Here is a 25,214-nt window from a genome sequence, read left to right as displayed (position 1 = left end):
AACGCGCGGCCGGTTGCGTACACTGCGTCCATCGTCGCCGCCCGGTCCCCCAACGTGCACGACACCGAAGACCTCGAACGAGAATGCGCCGCGCTGCGCCGCGACCACGCCGTCCTCGCGTTCGGCCTCTCGCACGACCTGCGCGCGCCGCTGCGCGCGATCGAAAGCTTCTCGTACCTGCTCGACCAGCACGGCGAGCAACTCGACGAACAGGGCCGCGACCACCTGCGCCGCATCCGCGACGCCAGCGCCCGCATGGCGCGCCTGCTGTCGCGCATGCAGGCCTGGCTGCAGGCGGGCAGCGCGACGATGCGCATCGAGCCCGTCGATCTCTCGCTGCTTGCCGACTGGTGCATCGCCGAATTGCGCGACGCCCACCCCGAGCGCGAAGCCCGGGTCGACATCGCCCCCGACCTGCATGCGCGCGGCGACGAACGCCTCCTGAAGTCCGCGTTGCAGGAATTGCTGCACAACGCGTGGCACTTCACGCCAACCGATCGCCCCGTGGAGATCCGCGTGGACGCGCAACGCACGCCCGAAGGGCTCACCGTGCGCATCCACGACCGCGGCGAAGGCTTCGATCCCGCGCACGCATCGCGGATCGGCGAACCCTACCAACGCCTGCATGCGGGCACGAACGTCGACGGCTGCGGCATGGGCCTGGCGATCGCGCGGCGCATCGCCGAACGCCACGGCGGTTCGCTGCGCATCGAAGGCCAACCGGGCGAGGGCGCGGTCGCATCGCTCACGCTTCCCGACGAAGACACGGCGCGATGACGCTCGCCCCCGTCCTGCTGATCGAAGACAACCTCGACGACGTCGAGCTCACGCGGCTCGCGTTCGCCGAAGCCGGCATCGACCATCCGCTCGTCGTCGCGCCCGATGGTGCGTTCGCGCTCGATTGGCTGCGCACGCACGGCAACGACGCGGGCACCTTGCCCGCGCTCGTCCTGATCGATCTCAACCTGCCGAAACTCGACGGCCGCGAAGTGATGCGCGCGATTCGCGCCAACCCCGCGACGCGCCATCTCCCCGTCGTCGCGCTGAGCAGCAGCGGCCAGCCCGCCGACATCGACGCGAGCTTCGCGTCGGGTGCCGACAGCTACCTGCAGAAGCCCGTCGACTTCGTGCGTTTCATCGAAGACGTGCGCCGCCTGCGCGCCCAGTGGCTGGACGCGCGAAGCGACGACTGACTCATGCGACCGCGGGCTTGGCCTGCGCGTCGTGCTTGAGGTGGTATTCGGTTGCCGCGGCGACTTCCTCGCGCGAACCGAGGAACACCGGCACGCGCTGGTGCAGCTGCGTCGGCGCGACGTCGAGCATGCGCATGCGTCCGTTGGTCGATGCGCCGCCGGCCTGTTCGATGAGATAGCTCATCGGATTGGCCTCGTACATCAGGCGCAGCTTGCCGACCTTGGTCGGGTCCTTCTTGTCCCACGGATAGATGAAGATGCCGCCGCGGGTGAGGATGCGATGCACGTCGGCCACCATGCTCGCGATCCAGCGCATGTTGAAGTTCTTGCCGCGCGGACCGGTCTCGCCCGCGAGCAGGTCGCGCACGTAGTCCTGCATCGGCTGTTCCCAGTGGCGCTGGTTCGACATGTTGATCGCGAATTCCTTGGTCGACGCCGGCACGCGCATGTCGCGCTGCGTGAGGACGAACGAACCCATCTCGCGATCGAGCGTGAACGCGTGCGTGCCATTGCCGATCGTCAGCACGAGCATCGTGCTCGGCCCGTAGATGCAGTAGCCCGCGGCGACCTGGGCGGTGCCCGGTTGCAGGAAGTGTTCGTCCTGCGCGTTCGTCACGCCGTCGGGGCAACGCAGCACCGAGAAGATGGTACCGACAGACACGTTGACGTCGATGTTGCTGCTGCCGTCGAGGGGATCGAACAGGAGCAGGTAGTTGCCGCGCGGATACACGTCGGGGATCGGCATCGAGTGATCCATTTCCTCCGACGCGCACGCGGCGAGATGGCCGCCCCACGCGTTGGCTTCGAGCAGCACGTCGTTGGCGATGACGTCGAGCTTCTTCTGCGCTTCGCCCTGGATGTTGCCGCTGCCCGCTTCGCCGAGCACGCCGCCGAGCGCGCCCTTGCCGACGGACACCGAGATCGACTTGCATGCGCGCGCGACGACCTCGATCAGCAGGCGCAGGTCGGCGCCGATGCGGTCGGCGCGCTGCTCCTCGATGAGGTAGCGGGTGAGGGAGATGGAACCGTTCTTGTCAGGCTCGTGCATGGCGGGCGGCGAGAGGCGGGAAAGTCGCCTATTGTCGCCCACCCGGGCGGCATGCGGGCTCAGGGGCGAACCACGCGAAACAGCATCCGCCCCTCATAAGGCGCGCCAAGCGGCTGCACGTGGAAGCCCTGCCGTTCGATACGGGCCTGGATTTCCGGGAACTTGGCGGCCTTCGCGACCCACACCGCGCCGTCCTCGTGCTCCTCCAGCTCCTGCTCGAGCAGCTCGTCGTAGATCCGGTCGAACGGCGACTGCGGCAGCGGTTCCAGCGCGATCTTCTCGATGTGCGTGCCGGTGCCCATGTGCACGTGCAGGCCGTAGCGCGTCATGTCCTCGACGAACACGACCTCGGGGACCGGCCGGCCCCCGGTGCGCCTGCGGATCTCGTCGGCCCACTTCGACGCGTCCTTGTGCGTCGGCCAGAAGCCGACGGCGACCTGCAGGCCGACCACGAACACTGCCCACGCGGCGAGCCACGGCCACTTCGGCAGGCCCTTGCCTTCGCGCTGGCGCTGCAGCGCGATGAGCAACGCCAGCGGCGCGAACAACGGCAACAGGTACAGCGGCATGCGCGAACGCGCGAGGCAGAACACGATCAGCGGCAGCAGCACCCACAACGCGAGCATCAGCCACGGCGCATCGGCGTCGCGTTGCGCGCGATCGCGCCACCAGCGACGCAGGTCGGACGGCAGGCGCCGCGCCCAGCGCAACAGCGCCGGCGTCCACGGCAACGTGCCGATGAGCAGCGTCGGCACATACACCTGCAGCCACCCGTACCACTCGCCGTGGCGACCGAACTCGTTGGTCGTCACGCGATTCACGACTTCGTCGCCGATGTAGTACTCGAACAAGCCCGGGTGATCCAGGATCACCGCGACGTACCAGGGCAACGCGAGCAACGCGAACAACACGACGCCCGTCAGTCCGAACACGCGATGCTGCCCGCGTCCGCGCAACGCGATGTCGAACGCGACCAGTGCGAGCATCGGCAGCAGCGCCGGCGGCCCCTTCGTCAGGAACGCGAGCGCGAAACCGATCCACACCGTCGCGATCCACAACCGCGGTCGCTCGGCGCCGAAGCGCGCCTGCACGAAGCCGTGCATCGCGAGCGTCGAAAACGCGGTGAGCACGTAATCGGCAGTGATCAGGTGCGCCGTGCCGACGGGCAGCAACATCGTCGCGTACGCGAGCGCGGCCGGCGCTTCGGCGCCCGGCGACATGCGTTTCGCCATGCGCCACACGAGCCACACGCACAACAGGTACGACAGCGCCGACGGCAGGCGCGCGGCCCAGGGATTCGCGCCGAAGACCGCGACGCCGGCGGCGATCGTCCAGTACGTCATCGGCGGCTTGGTCCAGTGCCCGACTTCCTCGTTGCGGCGCGGGTTCAACCAGTCGCCGCTGTCGAGCATGTTGAGCGCGACGTTGGTGTAGCGCCCTTCGTCCGGATCCCAGATGCCCCGATGCCCCAGCAACGCCAGGCCGAGGAACAGCGCGAGGATCGCGATCCAGGTCGCGGGCTTGCGGAAGAGGTCCATCAATACTCCGTTGCGCTCGCGCGCCCCGCGCGATGGTCAGGCCTGGGCGACCTGGGAGAACCACTCCTGCAGATTGTAGTGGTCGCTGACGCGTTGGATGCGCCCGTCCCGCAGGGCGAAGAATGCCGCGCCCGGCATGCGGTATTTCTGATTGTGGGACGGCGGCATGCCGATGTCGTCGGCGATGTACTCGCCTTCGACCATGTACTCGGCCGCGGCGTGCGTGCCGTCGGTCGAGCACAGGATGAAGATGTCGTGCAGTCGCTCGCTGTAGCAGTACTCCATGCGCTGCAGGAACTCGCGGAACGCCGCCTTGCCGACTTCGCGCGGCCCCTGGTTGAGCTCGTGCACCACGTCCTCGGTCAGGAGCGCGACCGCGGCGGCGGGATCGTGGCGATTGAGCGCTTCGTAGTAAGCGCGCAGCGTCGCGAGCGCACGCGCCTGCGGCGACTGCGGACCGCCGGGTCCGCTCACGCGCGGCCTTGCGCGAACAGCGCGGCGATCGCGTCGAGATCGACGTTGCCGCCGGAGAGGATCGCGCCGACGCGCAGCCCGGCGAAACGTTCGCGATGGCGCAGCAGCGCAGCGAGGACGGTCGCGGACGAGGGTTCGATGACCTGCTTCAGGCGCGACCACAGCAGGCGCATCGCTTCGATCGTGTCGGCGTCGTCCACGACGAGCGTCTGCACATCGTGCGCGCGCAGCAGTTCGAAGTTGGGTTCGCCGAGCGTGCCGCGCAGGCCGTCGCAGATCGTGTCGGGCACGAAGTCGGTGACGCGCCTGCCTTGTTCGAGCGACGCGGCGGTTTCCGCGGCGCCCGCGGGCTCGGCGAGGAACAGGCGCGCATTGGGCGCCATCGCGGCGACGGCGAGCGCGGTGCCCGAGGCGAGACCGCCGCCACCGACGGGCACGATCACCGCGTCGAGCGCACCGTCGCACTGGTTGAGCAGTTCGAGCACGGCGGTGCCCTGGCCCGCGATCACGCGCGCATCGGTATAGGGATGCACGAGGATCGCACCGGTGTCGCGTTGCACCTGTGCGCACGCGGCTTCGCGCGCGGCAATGGTGGGTGCGCAGTGGTGCAGCGTCGCGCCGTAGGCTTCGATGGCCGCGAGCTTCGACTTCACCGCGCCTTCGGGCACGACGACGTGGCACGCAATGCCGCGCGTGCGCGCCGCAAGCGCGAGCGCGGCGCCATGGTTGCCCGACGAATGCGTGACCACGCCGCGCGCGGCCTGGTCTTCCGGGAGCGACCACACTGCATTGCACGCGCCGCGGAACTTGAACGCGCCCGCACGCTGCAGGTGTTCGGCCTTGAAGGCGACGGTAGCGCCGGCGAGCGCGTCGAGCGCTCGCGATCGCAACACCGGCGTGGCGTGGGCGTGCGGCGCGATGCGCGCGGCGGCGGCGAGGACGTCGGCGAACGCCGGCAAGGCTTGGGCTGGCGGATTCATGCAGGCATGCTAAACGCAGCGCCAACGGTCCGGCGAGTACAACCGACTCGCCGGACAATTAAGCGGCAATTCAATGCGACGGGTGGAATCTCGTCGCATCCACGGGGGACGACCATGTCCATGCTGCGCTTGATCCCGATCGCCGCCGCCGCACTGCTCGGCGGTTGCGTGACCGGCTACACCTACCACTCGGGCAACGGCGGGGATTACTACTCCGGCGACGCGCGCGTGGAATACCGCTATATCGGGCCGGGTTACATCGGCTACGGCTACAGCCCGTATCCCTACGGTTACTGGGGCGGGTATCGCGGCTACTACGGGGGTTACGGTGGCTATGGCGGGTACGGCCACGGGTGGTACGACCCTTGGTACGGCTACTACTACCGGGGTCCCTACAAGCCGCGCCATCCGGGACATCGACCCCCGCCGCCCCCGACGTACACCCCGCCCCCGGTCGTGGGGCCTGGTGGTGGCGGAAACGTGCACGTGCCGCCGGGTCCGCTGCCCGACGACAACGGACTGGAACGCCCGGGCCGCCGCTACGGTAATCCGCTGCCGATCGAACGCCCCGTCGTGCATCGCATGCGCACGCCGGGCGGCTTGCCGCCGTCGCAGGTGCGTGGATCGACGCAGGGTCAAACGAATCCGCCGGCGCAGGTGCGACCGCCGACGTACGTGCGCACGCCTCCGCCCGCGGTCGTGCGTCCGCCGCCGCCGACGTATCGCCCGCCCGCGCCCGCATCGTTGCCGCGCACCACGACGTCGCCCGGCGCGACCGATCGCGCCATCGAACGCGCGCGCGCCCGAACTGGGGCCGACGACACACCGTAAGGGGTTGCACTCGGCCGTGGCCGGGCGCAGAGTAGGTCGCGAGTGACGGGTTGCGTCGCTTTTCGACGCAACCTGCGGCAGGCCGACCATGTCGACGCCCCCGGGGAACCCACGGATCCCCCCTGTTCCGCACCTCGCGGGGCGTCGGCCACCCTCCGCAAACGGAGGCCACGCCGCCCGCGCCACACACGGCATCGCGGATCGCCTGCACGCCGACCAAATCGAAGACAAAAAAAGGGGCCGAACGTCCCCCGACATTCGGCCCCTGCGCTTCCCCGGCGTGTACTCGCCAGCCCCTGTTCCAATCTGGCGGCGCGTTGAGCGCCTGCCACTTCCGGGTGCATGGGAGATATCGCAGGAACCGTGCCAACCTTCCGCATGCAGGGTTCAGGTCCCCGAACCACGCACGATTAAAATGTCGCGATGACCTCTTTCTACCGCCACGACGTGATCGTGATCGGCGGCGGCCACGCCGGCACCGAAGCCGCGCTTGCGGCCGCGCGTTCCGGCGCGCGCACGCTTTTGCTCACGCACAACGTCGAGACCGTCGGCGCGATGAGCTGCAATCCCGCGATCGGAGGCATCGGCAAGGGCCATCTCGTGAAGGAGATCGACGCCCTCGGCGGCGCGATGGCGCGCGCGGCCGACGCCGCCGGCATCCAGTGGCGCACGCTCAACGCGTCGAAGGGCCCCGCGGTGCGCGCGACGCGCTGCCAGGCCGATCGCGCGCTGTATCGCGCCGCGATCCGCCGCATGGTCGAAGCGCAACCCAACCTCGCGATCTTCCAGGCCGCCGTCGACGACCTGATCATCGAAGGCGACGCGGTGCGCGGCGCGATCACGCAAACCGGATTGCGCTTCGAAGCGCCCGCCGTCGTGCTCACCGCCGGCACGTTCCTCGCCGGCAAGATCCACGTCGGCCCGACCCAATACGCCGCGGGCCGCGCGGGCGATCCGCCCGCGACCACGCTTGCCGCGCGCCTGCGCGAACGTCCGTTCGCGGTCGATCGCCTGAAGACCGGCACGCCGCCGCGCATCGACGGCCGCTCGCTCGACTATGCGGTGATGGAAGAACAGCCCGGCGACGATCCTCGCCCGGTGATGTCCTTCATCGGCTCGCGCGACGACCACCCGCGCCAGGTGTCGTGCTGGATCACGCACACCAGCGAACGCACGCACGACATCATCCGCGGCGCGCTCGATCGCTCGCCGCTGTACACCGGCCAGATCGAAGGCATCGGCCCGCGCTACTGCCCGTCGATCGAAGACAAGGTCGTGCGCTTCGCCGAGAAGGCCTCGCACCAGATCTTCGTCGAACCCGAAGGCCTCGACGTCGCCGAGATCTATCCGAACGGCATCTCGACGTCGCTGCCGTTCGACGTGCAGCTCGACCTCGTGCGATCGATCCGCGGTTTCGAGCACGCGCACATCACCCGCGCGGGCTACGCCATCGAATACGACTTCTTCGATCCGCGTGGCCTGAAGGCCTCGCTGGAAACCAAGAGCGTCGCCGGCCTGTTCTTCGCCGGCCAGATCAACGGCACCACCGGTTACGAGGAAGCCGCTGCGCAGGGCCTGCTCGCCGGCCTCAACGCCGCTTGCTTCGTGCAGCAGCGCGACGCATGGTCGCCGCGACGCGACGAGGCGTACCTCGGCGTGCTGGTCGACGACCTGATCACGCACGGCACCAACGAGCCGTATCGCATGTTCACCTCGCGCGCCGAATACCGCCTGCAATTGCGCGAAGACAACGCGGACCTGCGCCTGACGCCGGTCGGTCGCGAACTCGGCCTGGTCGACGACGCGCGCTGGTCGCGCTTCGACGCCAAGCGCGAAGCGATCGTGCGCGAAGAAGCGCGCCTGCGCAACGCATGGGCCTCGCCGAACAACACGCTCGGCCGCGAACTCGCCGACACGCTGGGCGTCGTGCTCACGCGCGAAGCCAGCGCGCTCGACCTGATGAAGCGCCCCGAACTCGATTACGCGAAGCTGATGCAGCTGCCGTCGCTAGCGCCGGGCGTCGACGACGCGAAGGTCGCCGAGCAGGTCGAGATCGGCGTGAAGTACGCCGGTTACCTCGATCGCCAGAAGGACGAGATCGCGCGCCAGCAACGCCACGAAACGACGCCGATCCCGGAGGCGTTCGACTATGCCGTCGTGCGCGGCCTGTCGGCGGAAGTGCAGCAGAAGCTCGCGCGCACGCGGCCGCAGACCATCGGGCAGGCGCAACGCATCCCCGGCATGACGCCCGCGGCAATCTCGCTCTTGCTCGTGCACCTGGCGCGCGCCCGCGCGACGCGCGTCGCCTGATCGGCGCCACGCAAACACCGGCGTAAGCGCGACAGGAGTACCCTGCGCGCCATGAAAAAGACCCCCACGCTCCGCTCCGCACCGGTCCTGCTCGCGCCGCTCCCGGCCGCGATGGTCGTCGCCACGCTGCTCGCGCTCGCCGCGTGCTCGCGCGAATCCGCGACCGCGCCCGCCGCACAGGGCGCCGCCGCACCCGACGACCACTCGGGCCTGGCGCGCGAACCGTGGGGCCTGCCCACGCCCGGCGGCGCCGCGCAGCCGGACCTGTCGGTCGGTCCCGACGGTCGCATCCTCATCAGCTGGGTGAGTCGCATGGGCGACCGCAACGCGATGCAGTACGCGACCTACCTCGGCAACGACACCTGGGAATCGGCGCCGAAGACCATCGTCGTCGGCCGCAGCCTCACCGCCAACTGGGCGAACACGCCGCACGTCGTGATGACCGACGACCGCGCGCTGTGGGCGCACTGGCTGCAGACGCCCGCCAATCCCGCGTCGCCGCACGCGTCCGACATCATGCTCACGCGCTCGCCCGACAACGGCGTGCACTGGGCGCCGCCCGTCGCGGTGAACGACGACGGCACCGCCACCGAACACGGTTTCGTTTCGATGTGGCCCGCAACGCAAGACACGATCGGCATCGCGTGGCTCGACGGTCGCAAGACCGCGGGCGCGGAACACGAGCACGGCGCGAACGCAGTGAAGGACGAACACGCGACGCACGCAACCAAGGGCGCCGCGAAAGACGAACGCGCCGCCGCCACCATGACCGTGCGCGGCGCGCGCTTCGACGGCGACCTCGCGCGCAGCGGCGACGCCGAGATCGACGCATCCACCTGCGATTGCTGCGGCACCGATGCCGCGCTCACCGCTTCCGGCCCGCTGCTCGTCTATCGCGATCGCACCGAAGCCGAAATCCGCGACATCTCCGCCACGCACCTGCGCGCCGGCAAGTGGGATACGCCGAGGCCCGTGCACGAAGACGGCTGGAAGATGGAAGGCTGCCCGCTCAACGGTCCGTCGGTCGCAGCGTGGGGCAAGGACGTGTCGGTTGTCTGGTACACCGCGCCGAACGACAAGCCGATGCTCCGCCTGGCGCGCAGCACCGACGGCGGCAACACCTTCGCCGCGCCGATCGACGTCGACCAGGGCGCCGCATTGCAAGGCCGCGTCGATGTCGCGATGGATGGCGACTCCACGTGGCTCGTGTGGCTACGCGAAGACGTGAAGGGCCAGACCGTGCAGCTCGCGCGTTACACGACGAAGGGCGAAGCGAAGCAGCAGACCCAGCTCGCCGCCATCTCGGGCCGCGGTCGCGGCACGGGGTTTCCGAAGATCGCGGTGCGCAACGGCGTCGCCTTCGTCGTGTGGACCGACATCGTCGACGGACAACCGCGACTGGCCGGCATGAAGGTCGCGCCCCACGGATGAGTTGCGCGCGAAGCGTGACGCGCGCTTCTGCGTGACAATTTTTGCGCATCGGCCTGCTGCGTCGCAGCAACAGGCTTGTGCAAGCCGCGTGAACCAGCACCGCGCTTGATGCGCCGCAATGCGCACAAACTCCGCAAAAAACAACGCTGGAACCGATTCCGGTTGTTGTGGCGCGGCACCGCGCCGCGCGTGACGACGCAACGACGAAACCGTTTTCGTTTTGACGCCCCCGCGCACTGCCCCTAGCGTCCGCCGACCGCTTGTCCATGACGAGCGGGATCCGAGCGACGCAGGTCCACCGACAGACGTGGATCGAAGACAGGGGCCGGATGCAGTTGTCGTGCAAGGAACGCAAGCCGCAACGGACCGCGGCTCATTTCATCCACTTTCGGGGGTACCACCTAGTGAATCGTCAACACCGACTGGCAGCGCTCGCGGCTGCCACCACGCTGGCACTGTGCGCGCAAGGCGCGTTCGCAGCGCAGCGTGTCGATCTGCAGCGTCTCGACGCCACGCGCGTCAACCAGCAGTACAAGGCCGCCGCCGCGCGCATGGGCGTCGCCGCGCAAGGCCGCGACCGCCACGCCGAGATGCTCGGCATGGATGTCGACTCGTCGCTGCGCGAGCTGCGCACCGTCGTCGACAAGAACGGCACGAAGCACGTTCGCTACCAGCAGACCTTCCGCGGCGTCCCCGTGTGGGGCGAGCATGTGGTGGTCAGCGAAGGCAAGGACGGCAACGTTCGCAATCTGTTCGGCCGCATGGTCGACGGCCTGGCGTCCGAATTGCCCGCGCGCGCCGCGAAGCTCACCGCCGCCAATGCGCTGGCGCTCGGCAAGAGCGCGGGCCTCGGCAATCGCGTCGGCTTCATGCGCACGGAGAACGAGAAGGCGGAGCAGTTCGTCTACGTCGACGACAACGATCGCGCGCACCTCGCGTACGTCGTGTCGTACTTCGCCGACACCGCGCGCGGCGGTTCGCCGACGCGTCCGTTCGTCATCATCGACGCGAACAGCGGCCGCATCCTCAAGCAGTGGGATGGCCTGACGCATGCGCTGGTCGGTACCGGCCCCGGCGGCAACACGAAGACGGGCCAGTACGAATTCGGCTCGGGCGGCCTGTATCCGTTCCTCGACGTCACCCAGTCGGGCTCGACGTGCACGATGAACAACGCCACCGTGAAGACGGTGAACCTCAACGGCAGCACCGGCACCAGCACCACCGCATGGGCGTACACCTGCCCGCGCAACACGACGAAGTCCATCAACGGCGCGTACTCGCCGCTCAACGACGCGCACCACTTCGGCGGCGTGATCCAGAAGATGTACAACGCCTACACCGGCGGCAATGCGCTGACGTTCCAGCTGATCATGCGCGTGCACTACGGATCGTCGTACGAGAACGCGTTCTGGAACGGCTCGTACATGTCGTTCGGCGATGGCGCGAGCACGTTCTATCCGCTCGTCAACGCCGACGTGTCGGGCCACGAGGTGTCGCACGGTTACACCGAGCAGCATTCGAACCTGACGTACTCGGGCCAGTCGGGCGGCATGAACGAAGCCTTCTCCGACATGGGCGGCGAGGCGACCGAGTACTACTGGAAGGGCTCGAACGACTTCGACATCGGCCGCGAGATCTTCAAGAACCCGAACGGCGCGCTGCGTTACATGTGCACGCCGAGCGCGGACGGCGGCTCGATCGACAACGCCAGCCAGTACACCAGCGGCCTCGACGTGCATTACTCGTCGGGCGTCTACAACAAGGCGTTCTGCACCCTGGCGAAGACCGCGGGCTGGACCACGCCGAAGGCCTTCCAGGTGTTCGCGCGCGCGAATGCGCTGTACTGGACCCCGAGCAGCACGTTCAACTCGGGTGCGTGCGGCGTCGAAACCGCGGCGACCGACCTCGGCTTCACCAAGGCCGACGTCACCGCGGCGTTCACCGCCGTCGGCGTGTCGTGCGCAGGTGGCGGCGGCGGCGGGACGCCGATCGCGCTGACGAAGGGCGTGCCGGTGACCGGCATCTCCGCGACCACGGGCAACTCGGCGAACTACACGCTCGTCGTGCCGGCCGGTGCGACCAACCTGACGTTCACCATCTCGGGCGGCACGGGCGATGCGGACATGTACGTGCGGTTCGGCAGCGCGCCGACCGACACCACGTACACCTGCCGTCCGTACCTGAGCGGCAACAACGAAACGTGCACGATCGCCGCGCCGTCGGCGGGCACGTACTACGTGCGACTGAAGGCCTACTCGAGCTTCAGCGGCGTCACGCTCGTCGGCAACTATTCGACGGGTGGCGGCGGCGGCACGCAGACCTACGCCAACGAAACGGACTTCGCGATCGGCGACAACACCACGATCGAAAGCCCGATCACGGTATCCGGTCGCAGTGGCAACGCACCGAGCACCGCGCAGGTCGCCGTGGACATCCTGCACACCTACAAGGGCGACCTGAAGGTGGACCTGGTGGCGCCGGACGGCAGCCTCTACACGCTGCACAACCGCACGGGCAGCAGCACCGACAACATCATCCAGACCTACACCGTGAACCTGTCGACCGAGCTGTTGAACGGCACGTGGAAACTCCGCGTGAACGACAACGCCGCCGGCGACACGGGCACGTTGCGCCGCTGGAGCGTGACGTTCTGATCTGATCGGATCGAAGAACGCCACGGATGAAACTCCTGCGGATCCGCAAGGGTCCGCAACTTCACCCCGGCCGGCGACGGCCGGGGTTTTCTTTTGCGCCACCAGCGCCCGTGTTCAGAGCTCGGCAGCCCAGTGCACCATCCACTGCTGGTTGTTGCCCCGGTGGCAGTTCCACGTGCCGACCTCGGGCCCGTAGCGATACGCGAGGTAATACGCATCGAGGCATCCGCCCTGGTGCGACTCGAACGTCCACTGCGCCCACCCCGTCAGATCGTAGACCTGGTTGGACTGGTACCACGGGAGCACTGGGTACGTCGTGGCGCGCCGGGTCGAAGGATGGATGTCGAGCACGCGACCGCCGGCCGCGCTGACGACGCGGTAGCTGTAGTAGTGGTATCCGGCAACCTCATCCAGGTGCCACAACTGCGTGCGCGGCAACTTCGCGTCACAGGGCATCAACCGCACGGGTTCGTTGCGCCACACGAACGACGAAGTCTCTCCCAGGGCGGTCAGGCACTCGTTGGTCTGGACGTTGCGGATGGTGTAGGCGGCTCGAGCCTGGGCCTGCACGTCCGGCGCGAGGAAGAACAGGGCGGATAACGCAAGCAGTAGCGAACGCATGGCGGCGCTCCATCCAGAGGGGGAGCCAACATCGCGCGGACTCGCATCACTGGGCCGAGCGAAACACCCCCGATCCGCTGCGCTACTTCTCCTTCCGCCAGTTGACCGACGCGCGGTTCTCCACCGTGCTCGACTCGATCTGGATGTCGAAGCCCGCGCGCAACAGGTACTTCAACGTGAGCACCTGCCCGGTGCCGAGCAGCGAGACGCCGTAGCCGACGTACAAGTTCGGCGAGAGGTACTTGCCCACGCCGAACACGTTGCCGCCGAGCGTGCGCGAATCCATCACGCCCGCGTCGTCGAAGCCCAGGCGCGTCGCGAGTTGCGACGCGAGCAGGCCGCCGCCCGCCTGCAATGCGGCCGACGCCGCGTCGAGCTGGCGGCCTTCTTCGTTGCTCGCGCTGCTCAACGGTCGGCCGAGCGCGAGATACGACAACGCTTCGGACTGATCCATCGGCGGATCCGCCCACACTTCGGCTTGCGGTGCAGTCGCGCGGCCGCGCACCTGGATGCCGGCCGTGACGTCGCCGACGACGCGCTGCGCGCGCACGTCGAGGGTCGGATTGGCGACCGGATCGTTGCTCCAGATCAACGCGCCGCGCGAGATCGTCAACTCCTGCCCGTATGCCTTGTACGTGCCCGCGATTTCCAGCGTGCCGGTGCCGATCATCTCGGTGCCCGGCCGCTGGCGCACGCGCAACTCGCCGTCGAGCGCGCCTTCGAGGCCGAAGCCGCTCAGCGCGACCGCATCCTCGGGAAGCAACAGCGTGAGATCGAGCGCCAACGGTGTTTCGACCGCGCGCTCCGGATCGACCGGATCGAGCACCACGACATCGGGCGAACGCACCGCGCCGCCTTCGAGTCCTTCGAGCGCCATGCGACCGGATTCGACGACGACCCGACCCGTCACGTTGATCGGTTGCCCCGCCGCGTAACGCACGACGACATCGGGCGCGATCACCGCGCGCACGTCGCGCGTATCGGACGCGAGCACGTTCTCGCCGGTGACGTTGAGCACGAGCGGCGTGTCGTCGCCGCGCCAGCCCAGCGTGCCATTCACGCGCAGCGTGCCTTCGCCCGAACGCACCGTGCCCGCGATGCGCGCGCTGCCATCCGCCAACGCATCCAGCCGCACGTCGCCCTCGCGCAGTTCGATGCCGAGCGCGGGCAACTCGGTCTGGAAGTTCGTCAGGTGCGCCTGGCCGCCGAGCGAAGGTTGCGCACGCGTGCCCGACAGGGCGACGCGGCCTTCGAGCAGGCCGGTCGGCTCGACGATGTCCGGCGAGAGCAACTCCATCCACGTGAGCGAATCGGTGCGCAGCGACACGTCGCCGGACAGCGGTGCGTAGTCGTCCCAACCGGTCGCGATGCGCGCATCGATGCGGCCGTCTTCGTTGAACGTCGAACCGAACACGACCGACACGCGTTGCGGATCGAACAGCGCCTCGAGCTGCAGCCCGTTGTACGACAACAGGTCGCGACGCGAGCGTTCGCTGTTGCGCATGCCGCCGCTCGCCGACGCGACGCGCACGTTGCCGCGCCACGCGTTGCCTACCGGACGCAGTTCGCCGACCAGTTGCAGGTCGCCGCGCAGCAACCACGGGCGGCCGTCCTCGCGCGGCGGCAACCACGGCGTCGCGAGTTCCAGCGGCAGGCGATCGGCGCGCACGTCGAGGCCGCGACGCGGCCAGTCGGCATTCGCGCACACCGCGCCGCTGCCGGTCGTCGACAGGCACGCATTCGACAACGCGCCGCTCGTGCCGTCCCAACGCCACGTGGCCGGGCGATCGAGCGTCCACGGCGAACCCTTCTGCGGCACGAGTCGCAGCGTCGCGAGCGTGCCGCTCCACTGCGCGCCGCGCTTCACCGCGTTGCCGGACAACGTCGCGCCGCCGAAGGGCGTGCGTGCATCGGCATCGAGCGAGAGGTTCTCCATCGCACCGCGTGCATCGACGACGAGTCGGTCGATGGCGAGGCCGGCCTCGATGCCACTCGCATCCACGTGCAACGTGCCGTTGCCGGTGCGCCAGGGCAGCGTGCCGTTCGCGCGCAGCGATGCCGCGCGCCATTCGCCCCAGTGCAGGCCGTCGCCGGTGAGGTCGGCGGCGATGTCCGGCGTCGTGCGCGGTCCGCGCAACGTGGCGGTGCCGCGCAACACGCCGCCCGCACCCGGCAGCAGGTCGTCGAGGCGCAGAGGCTCGAAGCGCGCATCGACCGAAAGCGTCGCGCCGACGCGGCCCTTCGCCGATGCGCGACTGCCGCCGATCGCAATCGCCACGTCGCCGTCGATGTCGCTGCCGTGCAGGTCGACCTTCGCACGCGCATCGAGTGCGCGTCCGCGCAACGTGCCGCGCAGGGAAGGTGCATCGAACGATGCGTCGACGCCGCCGTCGGGGCGCGCCTTGCCGCGCGTCGCGATGCGCCCCTCGATGCGTCCGGGAAACTCGGGTGCGAAATACCCCGGGTCGAAGCCCGCAAGGGTCGTGTCCGCGTTCCACTCGAGTACCGGCGCCCAGCGCACGTTGCCCTTTGCATCGAGCGTGCCCGACGGCATGCGCGCCTGCATCGACTGGATCGTGGCCTGTTCGGTATCGCCACGTGCATCGAACGACAACGTCGCGCGCCGATCCTCGCGTTCGAAATTCGCATCGCCCTTGGCCGCCCACGCTTCCGGTTTGCCGGCAATACCGAAGTCCGCATTCGCGACCACGGCCGGCGCATCGGGCGTGCCGCCCCAACGCAGCCCGCGCGCATTGATCGCGAAACGAAGGCGGCGTTGCGCCGGATCGCGCAAGTCGGCGAAGCCGCGCAGCGTCGTGCGGCCATCGAGTGCATCGACGATCAGCGGCTCGACCGTCAGCACCTTGTCGTCCAGGCGGACCTGCGACGGCTGGATCACCGCGGCGAGATCGCCCTGCCGCACCGAACCGCGGATCGTCGCGCGTCCGCCCAGGCCGTCGGCGCGCAGGTTGATCGACATCGGCGTGTCGCTGGGTTCGTCGCCGCTCAACAACGCGAAGTCGACGGCGGGCGCGTCGACGCGCACGTGCCAGGTCGGATCGGGTTCGCCGCGCAGCGTCAGCGTCGCGCGCGCCGGCGCGGGCACGCGTCCCGCGATCGAGACATCGAGCTTCGACACATCACCGCGCGCGACGATGCCGAACCGCGGCGCCGTGCGCCCGCCTTGCACCGGCAACACCGCCGTCGCCGTGAAGTCGGTGCGATACCGCGCGCGCGGCACGTAGTCGCCGTGCATCGCGAAGCGGCCGAGATCGCTGTCGACCGACACGTGCTCCACGTGCAGCGCCCCGCGCGACGCACGCAAGCCGCCGCTCGCGCTGCGGATCGCCACCATCGGCGCACCCGATTGCGTGACGCGCAGGCCATCGATGCGAATCGTGTCGGCCTGCAACGCAAGCGGCGGCTCGATCGCCGGCAACGACTCGGGCCAGCGCGGGAACTCGAACGGTTCCTCGCTCTCGGGGATCTCCAGTGTGGCGCCGCGAATGTCGAGCGCATCGAGCCGCAACGTGCGACCGAGCAACGGCCGCAACGCGGGATCGACATGGATCGAGCGCGCCGTGAACGTGATGCGTCGCGTCGGCCGCGCCGGATCCGATGCGTAGTCGAAGCGCACGCCGTGCATCGTCAGTGGCCCCGACACCGGACCTTCCGCGCGCTCCCAGGTCAGCGTCGCGCCGGGCGGCAAGCGCGCGACCACTTGCGCGAGCAACACATCGCGACCCCCGATCGACGTCAGCAACCAGTACAGCAGCGCGAAGGCGAGCACCGCGAGCGCCAGGGCCGCGAGCGTCGAACGGATCGCGACCTTGCGCGCGAACGCACGCCGCGCCTTGCTGCGCTCCGCGCGCTGTTCCGGCGTGAGCGGCACGCCCCTCACAGGTCCGCCCCGATGTTGAAGCCGATGGTCCAGCCCGCTTCGTCGCCGGTGAGGCCGCGCGCGATGTCGATGCGCACCGGGCCGACCGGCGAACGCCAGCGCGCACCGATGCCGACGCCGTAATGCAGGTTGGGCGTGCCGTCGTAGGCATCGCCGAAGTCGACGAACGCCGCCGCGCCATAGTCGCGCGTGAAGTAACGTTCGAACTCGACGCTGCCGGTGACGACGTTCTTCGCGCCCTCCGCGTAATCGCCGTTGCGCGGCCCGATCTCGCGCCAGCCATAACCGCGCACGCTGCGATCGCCGCCCGCGAAGAAGCGCAGGCTCAGCGGCATCTGGAACAGGTCGTTGGTGAACGTGCGCCCGTACTCGCCGCGCAGCAACAAGCGATTGTCCGGCCCCATCCCGCGGATCCAGCGCGCGGTCGTATGCACCTGCAGGAACGTCGCATCCGAACCGACGCCTTCGATGCCGCCACGCAACGTCACCGTGCCGCCGATCGCCTTGCGCGGATACAGGCGATCGTCCGCGTCGATGTATTCCGCGCGCAACGCCGGATACAGCAGCGACGCGTATTGATACGGCACGACCGGATCATCCGGATTCCCCGACGGGAACCGCCAGCGCTCGCGCAGCAGATGCATCGACACGATGGCGGTGAGGTGACGATTGATCTCGCCGCTGCGGCTGCCCACCAGTTCGATGCGGCTCGTGTCGGCGAATTCGGTCTGTTCGTCAGCGCCTTGCAGGCTCGCCGTATACCAGCCATCGAGCCACAGGAACGCAGGCACGCGGTACTGCAACGTGAGCGTCTTCCTGTTCTGCGCGTAATCGAGTTGCGCGAGCGCCTTGTGCCCGCGATCGTTGACGTAGCGCCGCTCGAGCCCGAACCGCACGCCCGCGCCGCTGTCGGTGCCGTAGCTCACGCCCGCGGTGTAGATGTCGCGCTTGGCCGGCGTGAGCGTCACGACGACCGGCACCTGCCCGTCGACCGCGTTCTCCGGCTGCGGCGTGATGTCGATGCGCGAGAAATAATCGAGCGCGGTGAGCGATTTGCGCAGGCGATCCAGGCGGCCCTGGTGGTAGTACTCGCCCTCGTTCCAGTACACGAGCTTGCCGAGCAGCGCGTCGCGCACGATGCGCTTCGGCGTCTGGTTGAACGTGATCACGCCCATGTCGTAACGCATGCCGCTGTTCCAGCGCAGCGAGACATCGGCGGCGAAGTCGGCGCGCGTGACTTCGACGCGCCGCGACACGAAGTCCGCATCGAAGTAGCCGCGCTCTGCGAGTCGCCGCGTCACCTGCGCCTTCGACGCCTCGTACACCGCGTGATCGAACACGTCGCCGTGCGTCGGTTCGAACGCCGTGATCTCCTCCTGCAGGTAACGATCGCCCGCGCCTTCGCCGTCGATGCCGACATCGAAGTTGCGCACGCGCACCGGATCGCCGAGCGACACGTCGATCGTCACCGTGACCGGCGCATCGGGCGTGCGCGTGCGTTCGACCTGGATCGTGGGCGAGTAGTAGCCGAACGGCTCGAGCGCTTCGCGCGTTTCCGCTTCGGCCTCGCGCACGAGGAAGGCGAGGCGTCGACCGGACACATCGCGGCCGATCGAATCGACCAGCGACAGCGAGCGCTTCACGTTGTCCGTCATCACCGGGTCGAGCCCGCGCACTTCCACGGCCGCCACCTGCGCGGCGAACGCCGGCGCCGCGCTCGCGAGGAGCACGGCAAGGCAGGCAAATTGGAAGACCGGGCGGGGGAGGACCGGACGCATGCGGCGAGGATACAAGCCCCGACCGTGAACGGGGCTACGTACCTCTACGTAAAGTTACGTAGAGAGGTGCTCGATGGCCGCAACGGAACCGAGTCGATCCGCTAGCCGCTTGAGCAGCGCGAGGCGATTGTTGCGCACGGCCGCGTCGTCCACGTTGACCATCACCTGGTCGAAAAAGGCATCGACCTGCGGACGCAGCCGTGCCAGTCGGCCCAGCACCGCGACGTAATCGCGCGACTTCAGCGACGCATCGGTCTCGCCGACGGCCGCGTCCACCGCATCGCCGAGGTCGCGTTCCGCGCCTTCGGTGAAGCGCGCCGCGTCGACGGTCGCAGCGACGTCGCCCTCGGCCTTCTTCAGGATGTTGCGGATGCGCTTGTTCGCGGCGGCGAGCGCTTCGGCTTCCGGCAGCGTGGCGAACGTGCCGATCGCGGCGATGCGGCGATCGAAGTCGAGCAGCGACGCCGGGCGCAGCGCGGCCACCGCTTCGAACTGCTGCGGCGGCACGCCCTTGTCGGCGTAGTACGCGCGCAGGCGATCGATGATGAAGTCGTACAACTCTTCGCTCGATGCATTCGCGCCGACCGCACCGAGCGTCGTGCGCGCGGTGTCGAGCAGGCGCGGCAGGTCGAGGTCGAGGTCGCGTTCGATGATCGTGCGCGCAAGGCCGAGCGCGTTGCGGCGCAGGGCGAAGGCGTCCTTGTTGCCGGTCGGCTTCAGGCCCGCGGCGAAACCGCCGGCGAGCGTGTCGAGGCGTTCGGCGATCGCGACGACCTGGCCGAGCTGCGACGGCGCGACGTCGTCGCCCGCGAAACGCGGCATGTACGCCTCGTCGATCGCGTTCGCGACTTCGACCGGGGCAAGCTCGACGGCGGCGTAGTAACGGCCGGCGATGCCCTGCAGTTCGGGGAATTCGTTGACCAGGCGCGATTGCAGATCGGCCTTCGACAGTTCCGCCGCACGGCGTGCGAGCGCGGGATCGAAGCCGAGTTCGCGCGCGATCGATTCGGCGAGGCCGGCGACGCGATGCACCTTGTCGGCGAGCGTGCCCAGCTTGGCCTGGTAAGTGACGTTGGCCAGGCCCGCCTGCATCGAGGCGAGGCCCTGCTTCATGTCTTCGACGAAGAAGAACTTCGCGTCGGCGAAGCGCGGGCGGATCACGCGCTCGTAGCCCTTGCGCACTTCCGCCGCGTCCTTCGACACGATGTTGGCGATGCCGACGAACGCGGAAGTGAGCTTGCCCTGCGCGTCGAGCACCGGGAAGAACTTCTGGTTGTCTTCCATCGTCGCGATCAGCGCTTCCTGCGGCACCGCGAGGAAGTCCGCCTCGAAGCCGCACAGGATCGCGCTCGGCCATTCGACCAGGCATTCGACCTGGGCGAGATTGTCGTCGGCGATGCGCGCGACGCCGCCGGCCTGCGCCGCGGCCGCTTCGACTTCGCGGACGATCATCGCGCGGCGTTCGTCCGGATCGGCGAGCACCTTCGCGCCGCGCAGCGCGTCGACGTAATCGGCGGGCGCGTTGATCCATACCTGCTTGTCGTGCATGAAGCGATGGCCACGCGAGTTGCGGCCGGCGCGCACGCCGAGCACGTCGCCTTCGACCACCGTATTGCCGAGCAGCAGCACGAGCCAGTGCGCCGGTCGCGCGAACGCATGTTCGTGCGCGCCCCAGCGCATCGGCTTGGGAATGGGCATCGCGGCGATCGCTTCGCGCACGAGGTCCTGCAGCAGCGAGGCGGTCTTCGCGCCCGGCTTCACCGCGCGATGGACGAAACGTTCGCCCTTCGCATCGCTGGTGCGTTCCAGCGCGGTCCATTCGACGCCGGCTTTCTGCGCGAAGCCTTGCAGCGCGCGCGTGGCCTGGCCGTCGGCGTCGAGCGCGACATTGAGATACGGGCCGAGCACTTCGCTGCGCTGCTCGTCCTGTTCGACCGCGACGCCCGGCAGCAGCACCGCGATGCGGCGCGGCGTGTACAACGGTTTCGCTTCGCCGCGATCGAACGCGATGCCGCGACGCGCGAGCCCGTCGATCACGTTGTCGAACAGCGCCTGCGCCAGCCCCGGCAACGCCTTGACCGGCAGTTCCTCGGTGCCGAGTTCGATCAGCAGCGGTTCCATGTGCGTCGTCGTCGTTCCGTTCGACATCAGGCCATCTCCGCCGAAGACTTCAGCCCCGGGAAGCCGAGCTTCTCGCGCTGCGCGTAATACGCCTCCGCCACCGACTGCGAGAGCTTGCGCACGCGCAGGATGTAGCGCTGGCGTTCGGTCACCGAGATCGCGCGGCGCGCGTCGAGCAGGTTGAACGAATGCGAGGCCTTGCAGACCTGGTCGTACGCCGGCAGGGGCAGGCCGAGGTCGACGAGCTTCATCGCTTCGCGTTCGCACGCATCGAAGCGGTGGAACAACTCGGCGACATCGGCGTGTTCGAAGTTGTAGGCCGACTGCTCGACTTCGTTCTGGTGGTACACGTCGCGGTAGTACACCGGCCCCTGCGGACCGACGGTCCACACGAGGTCGAACACGTTGTCGACGTTCTGCAGGTACATTGCCAGGCGCTCGAGGCCGTACGTGATCTCGCCGAGCACCGGGCGGCATTCGAGGCCGCCGGCTTGCTGGAAGTAGGTGAACTGCGTGACTTCCATGCCGTTGAGCCAGACCTCCCAGCCCAGGCCCCACGCGCCGAGCGTCGGCGATTCCCAGTTGTCCTCGACGAAGCGCAGGTCGTGGACCAGCGGGTCCAGGCCGAGCGCGACCAGCGAGCCGAGATACAGCGCCTGGATGTTGTCGGGGTTGGGCTTCATCACCACCTGGTACTGGTAGTAACGCTGCAGGCGGTTCGGGTTCTCGCCGTAGCGGCCGTCGGCGGGACGGCGGCAGGGCTGCACGTAGGCGGCATTCCACGGCTCGGGGCCGAGCGCGCGCAGGAAGGTGGCCGGGTGGAACGTGCCGGCGCCGACCTCGAGGTCGAGCGGCTGGATCAGCACGCAGCCCTGCGCCGCCCAATAAGCGTTGAGCCGCAGGATCAATTCCTGGAACGTGAGGAGGGCCGGCTTGCCGTTCTGCTGCATGGTGCGCAAACGAGGTGGCGTAAAAGCGGGCTAGTATAGGTGCGGTACGTCATGAACAGCCCCTTCCTGATCCTCGAAACAGGCCAGCCGGTCGCTTCCATGCGCCGGCACGGCACCTTTCCCCACTGGATCCGCGTCGCGGCCGGGCTCCGGCGCGATGACGCGGTCGTGGCCAATGTCGAAGCGGGCGATCCGCTGCCGGCGCGGGAAGGATTCGCGGGCGTCATCGTCACCGGGTCGGGCGCGATGGTCACCGACCGCCACGAATGGAGCGAGCGCAGCGCCGCCTGGTTGCGCGAGGCCGCGCACGAAGGCCTGCCGCTGTTCGGCATCTGCTACGGCCACCAGTTGATCGCGCACGCGCTCGGCGGCGAGGTGGGCTACAACCCGACCGGCCGCGAGATGGGCACGATCGGCCTGGAACTGCACCCGGAAGCAGGCGAAGACCCGCTGTTCCGCGGGCTGCCCGCGCAGTTCCCTGCGCAGGCCACGCACCTGCAGTCGGTGTTGCGCGTGCCGGAGGACGCCCGCGTGCTCGCGCGCTCCCCGCAGGACCAGGTGCATGCGTTCCGCTGGCGCGATCACGTCTGGGGCGTGCAGTTCCATCCCGAATTCAGCGGCACGCACATGCGCGGTTACGTACGCGCGCGCCACGATGCGCTCGAAAAGGAAGGGCGTTGCTCGAAGCAGGTGAGTCGAGGCGTGACGGCCGCGCCGGATGCGCGCCGCGTGCTGCGCCGGTTCGTGCGACATGCGCGGCACGTGCACCACGCCCGGCATACCTGATCCCTGCTCTAAACTGATCGCGCCCCCCACCTGATCGCGACCCCCACGCGACCGGAGCGTCCATGGAAGTCCGCAAGATCCCCGTCGCCCAGGGTTTGGCCTGGTTCCGCGCCGCCATCGACATCGGCGCGCGCAATCCGAAGGCCGTGTTCGGCGCGGCGACGTTGTTCATCGCCACGCTGTACGGCCTCGCCATCCTGCTGGGCGTCGTCGCGGTGGCGCTCACGCGCGACGGCGACGCGGCGCCGAACCCGATGCTGTTCGCCTCGATCTTCGTGCCGTTGTTCGTCGGCCTGATGGTGATCATGCCGGTGCTGATCGGCGGCCTGATGCACGTGATCCGCGAAGCGGAAGCGGGGCGGCCGGTGCGCGCGCGCGACCTGTTCGCGCCGATGCGTTCGACGCGCCTGCGCACGCTCGCGTTGCTCGGGCTGGTGCAGATCGCGTTCGCGATCCTCGGCGGCGTGGTGGCGGTCGCGATCGCGGGAACGGATTACTGGCAGGACTACTTCGGCGCCGTGCGCGGTGCGATGGGCGGCGAAATGCCGGTCGTGCCGCAGCCGCGCCATCCGGGCCTGCTGATGGTCGTGCAGCTCGCCTACAACTATTTTACCTACGCGGTGATGCTGTTCGCGGTGCCGCTGGTGTTGTTCTCGGGGCAGGGCATCGTCGAAGCGGTGCGCAACGCGCTGCGCGCCTCGGTGCGCAACGTCGGCGCGAACCTCGTCGCGGCCGGCCTGTTCGTCGCCGGCACGGTCGTCGCGGCGATCGTGGTCCTGCTGCTGTCGATGCTCGCGAACGTGATCGGCAGCCTGGTGCATCCGGCCGTCGGCACGCTGCTGTCGATGCTGGTGTTGCTGGCGTTCGTCTCGGCGCTGCTGGTCGTGCTCGCGGGCGGTGCTTACATCGCGTGGCGCGATACGTTCGGTGGCGACGTGCCGCCCGCGCCGCCTTCGTTCGGCGGCATCGAAGTCTGAATCAGGGTTCCGCGTCGCCTTCGGTCTCGACTTTCTTCGGCGCGACGAAGCGCGACGCGATGATCCCGATTTCGTACAGCGCCATCATCGGGATCGCGAGCATCAGCTGGGAGACGACGTCCGGCGGCGTGATGATGGCCGCGATGACGAAGATGCCGACGACCGCGTAACCGCGCCATTCGCGCAGCTGCTTCGGCGTCACCCAGCCCAGCGCCACCAGGATCACCAGCGCGATCGGCAACTCGAAGCTCGCGCCGAAGGCGAGGAACAGCACGAGCACGAAGTCGACGTACTTGCCGAGGTCGGGCGCCATCTGCACTGCTTCGGGCGTGAACTGCGTGAGGAAGTGGAACACCGCAGGCAGCACGAGGAAGTACGCGAATGCGCAGCCGGCGTAGAACAGCAGCACCGACGACACGAGCAGCGGCGCGGCCAGGCGCTTCTCTTTCCGGTACAGGCCCGGCGCGACGAACGACCACGCCTGGTAGAGCAACCACGGCGCGGTAATGAACACCGCGGTGAAGAACGCGAGTTTCACCGGAACGAAGAAGCCGCCGGCGGGATCGATCGCGATCATCCGGCCGCCCTCGGGCAACTGGCTGATCAGCGGGAGCGCGAGCTTGTTGTAGATCTGGGCCGCGAACGGCATGAGCGCGGCGAACACGAGCAGCAAGCCCGCGACCGCCCACATCAGGCGCGACCGCAGTTCGATCAGGTGATCGATCAGGCGGGTCTGCGGGGCGTCGTCGGTCTCAGCGTCCTGCATGGGCGTCGTCGGCGTGTTTCGGCGGCGTGGGGTGTTCGTGTTCGGGCTGGTGTTCCGCCTCGGGGTCGACCACGTCTTCGCCGGCGTCTTCGTCGCTCGGCGGCGGGGGCTCCCAATCCATGTGGCTGGCGGATTCCATCGAGCGCTCGTTTTCGTCGCGTTCGTTCGCGTCGCGCCCGGCGTGCGCGTGCTGCGTCGACGCCTGCGCGTCGGCGTCGGCTTCCGCGCCCGGTTCTTCGGAGGTCGCGCCCGGTTCGACGCCCGGTTCCAGCGCGCCCGTGGCGGCGGCGGACACCTCGTCGAATTCCTTCTGCATGCGATTGCGGACCGTCTCCGCGCCGTCGCGCAGTTGCGCTTCGGCCTGGCGCAGCGATTCGCGCGTTTCGGCGAGGCTGCGCTTGAGTTCGTCGGCGGCGAGGTCGTTCTCGAACTCCGACTTCACCGCGTACCACTGGGCGCGCGCCTTGCGCACCCACAGCCCGGCGAACCGCGCGGCGCGGGGCAGGCGCTCGGGGCCGAGCACCAGCAACGCGACGACCGCGATCAGGAAGAGTTCGCCGAAGCCGATGTCGAACATCGCGTCGCGCCTTTAGCGCGGCGGTTCGTTGCGCTGTTCCTGCTCCCGGCGCTCGCGGTCGCGGACGTCCTGCTCCTCGCGATTCGCATCGGGCAGGCGCGCCGCCGGCTTGTCTTCGTCGGTCATGCCCTTCTTGAAACCCTTCACGGCTTCACCGAGATCCTTGCCGACGTTGCCCAGGCGCTTGGTGCCGAACACGAGGACGACGATCACCAGCACGATCAGCCAGTGCCACAGACTGAAACCACCCATGTGCATGCCTCGCGGGGGGAAAGGGC

The 25,214-nt window shown here is 68.7% G+C and carries 20 protein-coding genes; 8 read left to right on the top strand and 12 right to left on the bottom strand.

Annotated features, from left to right (window positions below; translation table 11 throughout):
• The first annotated feature begins 54 nt into the window (after nt 1-54).
• On the top strand, nt 55-777 hold the full coding sequence (locus LK996_RS08185; RefSeq protein WP_230526613.1) for a sensor histidine kinase: 723 nt from the start codon (nt 55-57) through the stop codon (nt 775-777).
• The gene (locus LK996_RS08180; RefSeq protein WP_230526612.1) at nt 774-1,193 is read left to right on the top strand and encodes a response regulator; all 420 of its coding nucleotides are present in this window, start codon (nt 774-776) and stop codon (nt 1,191-1,193) included. The genes LK996_RS08185 and LK996_RS08180 overlap by 4 nt, the downstream gene beginning before the upstream one ends.
• Nucleotide 1,194: 1 nt before the next feature.
• Here the strand turns inward: LK996_RS08180 and LK996_RS08175 are convergent, their stop codons facing one another.
• Genes LK996_RS08175 through LK996_RS08160 form a run of 4 tightly spaced genes read right to left on the bottom strand, consistent with a single transcriptional unit; the run spans nt 1,195 to nt 5,233 of the window.
• Nucleotides 1,195-2,241 carry a class 1 fructose-bisphosphatase gene (locus LK996_RS08175; protein ID WP_230526611.1) on the bottom strand — a complete coding sequence of 349 codons (1,047 nt, stop codon included), beginning with the start codon at nt 2,239-2,241 and terminating at the stop codon, nt 1,195-1,197.
• 59 nt (nt 2,242-2,300) lie between these two features.
• Nucleotides 2,301-3,779 (bottom strand): ArnT family glycosyltransferase, encoded by a 1,479-nt coding sequence (locus tag LK996_RS08170; protein ID WP_230526610.1) that lies wholly within the window; start codon nt 3,777-3,779, stop codon nt 2,301-2,303.
• A 36-nt stretch (nt 3,780-3,815) separates the two neighbouring features.
• Nucleotides 3,816-4,253 carry a ketosteroid isomerase-related protein gene (locus tag LK996_RS08165; protein WP_230526609.1) on the bottom strand — a complete coding sequence of 146 codons (438 nt, stop codon included), beginning with the start codon at nt 4,251-4,253 and terminating at the stop codon, nt 3,816-3,818.
• On the bottom strand, nt 4,250-5,233 hold the full coding sequence (locus LK996_RS08160) for a pyridoxal-phosphate dependent enzyme (RefSeq protein WP_230526608.1): 984 nt from the start codon (nt 5,231-5,233) through the stop codon (nt 4,250-4,252). The genes LK996_RS08165 and LK996_RS08160 overlap by 4 nt, the downstream gene beginning before the upstream one ends.
• A 114-nt stretch (nt 5,234-5,347) precedes the next feature.
• Here LK996_RS08160 and LK996_RS16755 point away from each other — a divergent pair, with 114 nt between their 5' ends.
• The 4 genes from LK996_RS16755 (at nt 5,348) to LK996_RS08140 (ending at nt 12,459) form a co-directional block, all read left to right on the top strand.
• The gene (locus LK996_RS16755; RefSeq protein WP_425493720.1) at nt 5,348-6,064 is read left to right on the top strand and encodes a hypothetical protein; all 717 of its coding nucleotides are present in this window, start codon (nt 5,348-5,350) and stop codon (nt 6,062-6,064) included.
• Nucleotides 6,065-6,487: 423 nt separating this feature from the next.
• Nucleotides 6,488-8,374 (top strand): tRNA uridine-5-carboxymethylaminomethyl(34) synthesis enzyme MnmG, encoded by a 1,887-nt coding sequence (gene mnmG / locus LK996_RS08150; protein WP_230526607.1) that lies wholly within the window; start codon nt 6,488-6,490, stop codon nt 8,372-8,374.
• 51 nt (nt 8,375-8,425) lie between these two features.
• Complete coding sequence (locus LK996_RS08145; RefSeq protein WP_230526606.1) at nt 8,426-9,805, top strand: hypothetical protein; 1,380 nt, start codon at nt 8,426-8,428, stop codon at nt 9,803-9,805.
• Between the two features lie 404 nt (nt 9,806-10,209).
• Entirely contained in the window at nt 10,210-12,459 is a 2,250-nt protein-coding gene (locus LK996_RS08140) for a M4 family metallopeptidase (RefSeq protein WP_343225858.1), read from the top strand.
• Nucleotides 12,460-12,573: 114 nt separating this feature from the next.
• Here LK996_RS08140 and LK996_RS08135 read toward each other — a convergent pair whose 3' ends face one another.
• The 5 genes from LK996_RS08135 to glyQ all read right to left on the bottom strand — a co-directional run bounded on the left by LK996_RS08135 (nt 12,574) and on the right by glyQ (nt 21,830).
• A complete protein-coding gene (locus tag LK996_RS08135; protein ID WP_230526605.1) occupies nt 12,574-13,080 on the bottom strand; it encodes an RICIN domain-containing protein in 507 nt (168 codons plus the stop codon).
• Nucleotides 13,081-13,162: 82 nt separating this feature from the next.
• Nucleotides 13,163-16,972 (bottom strand): translocation/assembly module TamB domain-containing protein, encoded by a 3,810-nt coding sequence (locus LK996_RS16675; protein ID WP_230526604.1) that lies wholly within the window; start codon nt 16,970-16,972, stop codon nt 13,163-13,165.
• Nucleotides 16,973-16,977: 5 nt separating this feature from the next.
• The gene (locus LK996_RS08125; protein ID WP_230526603.1) at nt 16,978-18,711 is read right to left on the bottom strand and encodes an autotransporter assembly complex protein TamA; all 1,734 of its coding nucleotides are present in this window, start codon (nt 18,709-18,711) and stop codon (nt 16,978-16,980) included.
• 102 nt (nt 18,712-18,813) lie between these two features.
• Complete coding sequence (gene glyS / locus LK996_RS08120; protein ID WP_230526602.1) at nt 18,814-20,907, bottom strand: glycine--tRNA ligase subunit beta; 2,094 nt, start codon at nt 20,905-20,907, stop codon at nt 18,814-18,816.
• The gene (glyQ, locus tag LK996_RS08115) at nt 20,907-21,830 is read right to left on the bottom strand and encodes a glycine--tRNA ligase subunit alpha (RefSeq protein ID WP_230526601.1); all 924 of its coding nucleotides are present in this window, start codon (nt 21,828-21,830) and stop codon (nt 20,907-20,909) included. Before glyQ ends, glyS begins: the two co-directional genes overlap by 1 nt.
• Before the next feature lie 51 nt (nt 21,831-21,881).
• On the opposite strand from glyQ, the gene LK996_RS08110 reads away from it, so the two are divergent.
• Together LK996_RS08110 and LK996_RS08105 are read left to right on the top strand one after the other, a co-directional pair.
• Nucleotides 21,882-22,616, top strand: coding sequence for a glutamine amidotransferase (locus LK996_RS08110; RefSeq protein WP_230526600.1), 735 nt, complete (start codon nt 21,882-21,884; stop codon nt 22,614-22,616).
• A 62-nt stretch (nt 22,617-22,678) separates the two neighbouring features.
• A complete protein-coding gene (locus LK996_RS08105; protein WP_230526599.1) occupies nt 22,679-23,593 on the top strand; it encodes a BPSS1780 family membrane protein in 915 nt (304 codons plus the stop codon).
• Between the two features lies 1 nt (nt 23,594).
• Here LK996_RS08105 and tatC read toward each other — a convergent pair whose 3' ends face one another.
• The 3 genes from tatC to tatA are packed head-to-tail and all read right to left on the bottom strand — an operon-like array spanning nt 23,595 to nt 25,188.
• Nucleotides 23,595-24,359: a twin-arginine translocase subunit TatC gene (tatC, locus tag LK996_RS08100; protein WP_230526598.1), complete on the bottom strand. Its 765-nt coding sequence runs from the start codon at nt 24,357-24,359 to the stop codon at nt 23,595-23,597.
• Complete coding sequence (tatB, locus tag LK996_RS08095) at nt 24,346-24,936, bottom strand: Sec-independent protein translocase protein TatB (protein WP_230526597.1); 591 nt, start codon at nt 24,934-24,936, stop codon at nt 24,346-24,348. The genes tatC and tatB overlap by 14 nt, the downstream gene beginning before the upstream one ends.
• 12 nt (nt 24,937-24,948) lie before the next feature.
• A complete protein-coding gene (tatA, locus tag LK996_RS08090) occupies nt 24,949-25,188 on the bottom strand; it encodes a Sec-independent protein translocase subunit TatA (RefSeq protein WP_230526596.1) in 240 nt (79 codons plus the stop codon).
• Nucleotides 25,189-25,214 lie beyond the last annotated feature (26 nt).

This window comes from Noviluteimonas lactosilytica, assembly GCF_020866925.1.
Lineage (GTDB): Bacteria > Pseudomonadota > Gammaproteobacteria > Xanthomonadales > Xanthomonadaceae > Noviluteimonas > Noviluteimonas lactosilytica.
The sequence above is the reverse complement of the archived record's forward strand: the minus strand, read 5'-3'. Positions and strand labels throughout refer to the sequence as shown.

Bases quoted from the DNA above. Each gene is read 5' to 3' on its own strand.
- LK996_RS08180 (WP_230526612.1), top strand. From the start codon at position 774: ATGACGCTCGCCCCCGTCCTGCTGATCGAAGACAACCTCGACGACGTC.
- LK996_RS08175 (WP_230526611.1), bottom strand. From the start codon at position 2,241: ATGCACGAGCCTGACAAGAACGGTTCCATCTCCCTCACCCGCTACCTC.
- LK996_RS08170 (WP_230526610.1), bottom strand. From the start codon at position 3,779: ATGGACCTCTTCCGCAAGCCCGCGACCTGGATCGCGATCCTCGCGCTG.
- LK996_RS08160 (WP_230526608.1), bottom strand. From the start codon at position 5,233: ATGAATCCGCCAGCCCAAGCCTTGCCGGCGTTCGCCGACGTCCTCGCC.
- LK996_RS16755 (WP_425493720.1), top strand. From the start codon at position 5,348: ATGTCCATGCTGCGCTTGATCCCGATCGCCGCCGCCGCACTGCTCGGC.
- mnmG (WP_230526607.1), top strand. From the start codon at position 6,488: ATGACCTCTTTCTACCGCCACGACGTGATCGTGATCGGCGGCGGCCAC.
- LK996_RS08145 (WP_230526606.1), top strand. From the start codon at position 8,426: ATGAAAAAGACCCCCACGCTCCGCTCCGCACCGGTCCTGCTCGCGCCG.
- LK996_RS08135 (WP_230526605.1), bottom strand. From the start codon at position 13,080: ATGCGTTCGCTACTGCTTGCGTTATCCGCCCTGTTCTTCCTCGCGCCG.
- glyS (WP_230526602.1), bottom strand. From the start codon at position 20,907: ATGTCGAACGGAACGACGACGACGCACATGGAACCGCTGCTGATCGAA.
- glyQ (WP_230526601.1), bottom strand. From the start codon at position 21,830: ATGCAGCAGAACGGCAAGCCGGCCCTCCTCACGTTCCAGGAATTGATC.
- LK996_RS08110 (WP_230526600.1), top strand. From the start codon at position 21,882: ATGAACAGCCCCTTCCTGATCCTCGAAACAGGCCAGCCGGTCGCTTCC.
- LK996_RS08105 (WP_230526599.1), top strand. From the start codon at position 22,679: ATGGAAGTCCGCAAGATCCCCGTCGCCCAGGGTTTGGCCTGGTTCCGC.
- tatC (WP_230526598.1), bottom strand. From the start codon at position 24,359: ATGCAGGACGCTGAGACCGACGACGCCCCGCAGACCCGCCTGATCGAT.
- tatB (WP_230526597.1), bottom strand. From the start codon at position 24,936: ATGTTCGACATCGGCTTCGGCGAACTCTTCCTGATCGCGGTCGTCGCG.
- tatA (WP_230526596.1), bottom strand. From the start codon at position 25,188: ATGGGTGGTTTCAGTCTGTGGCACTGGCTGATCGTGCTGGTGATCGTC.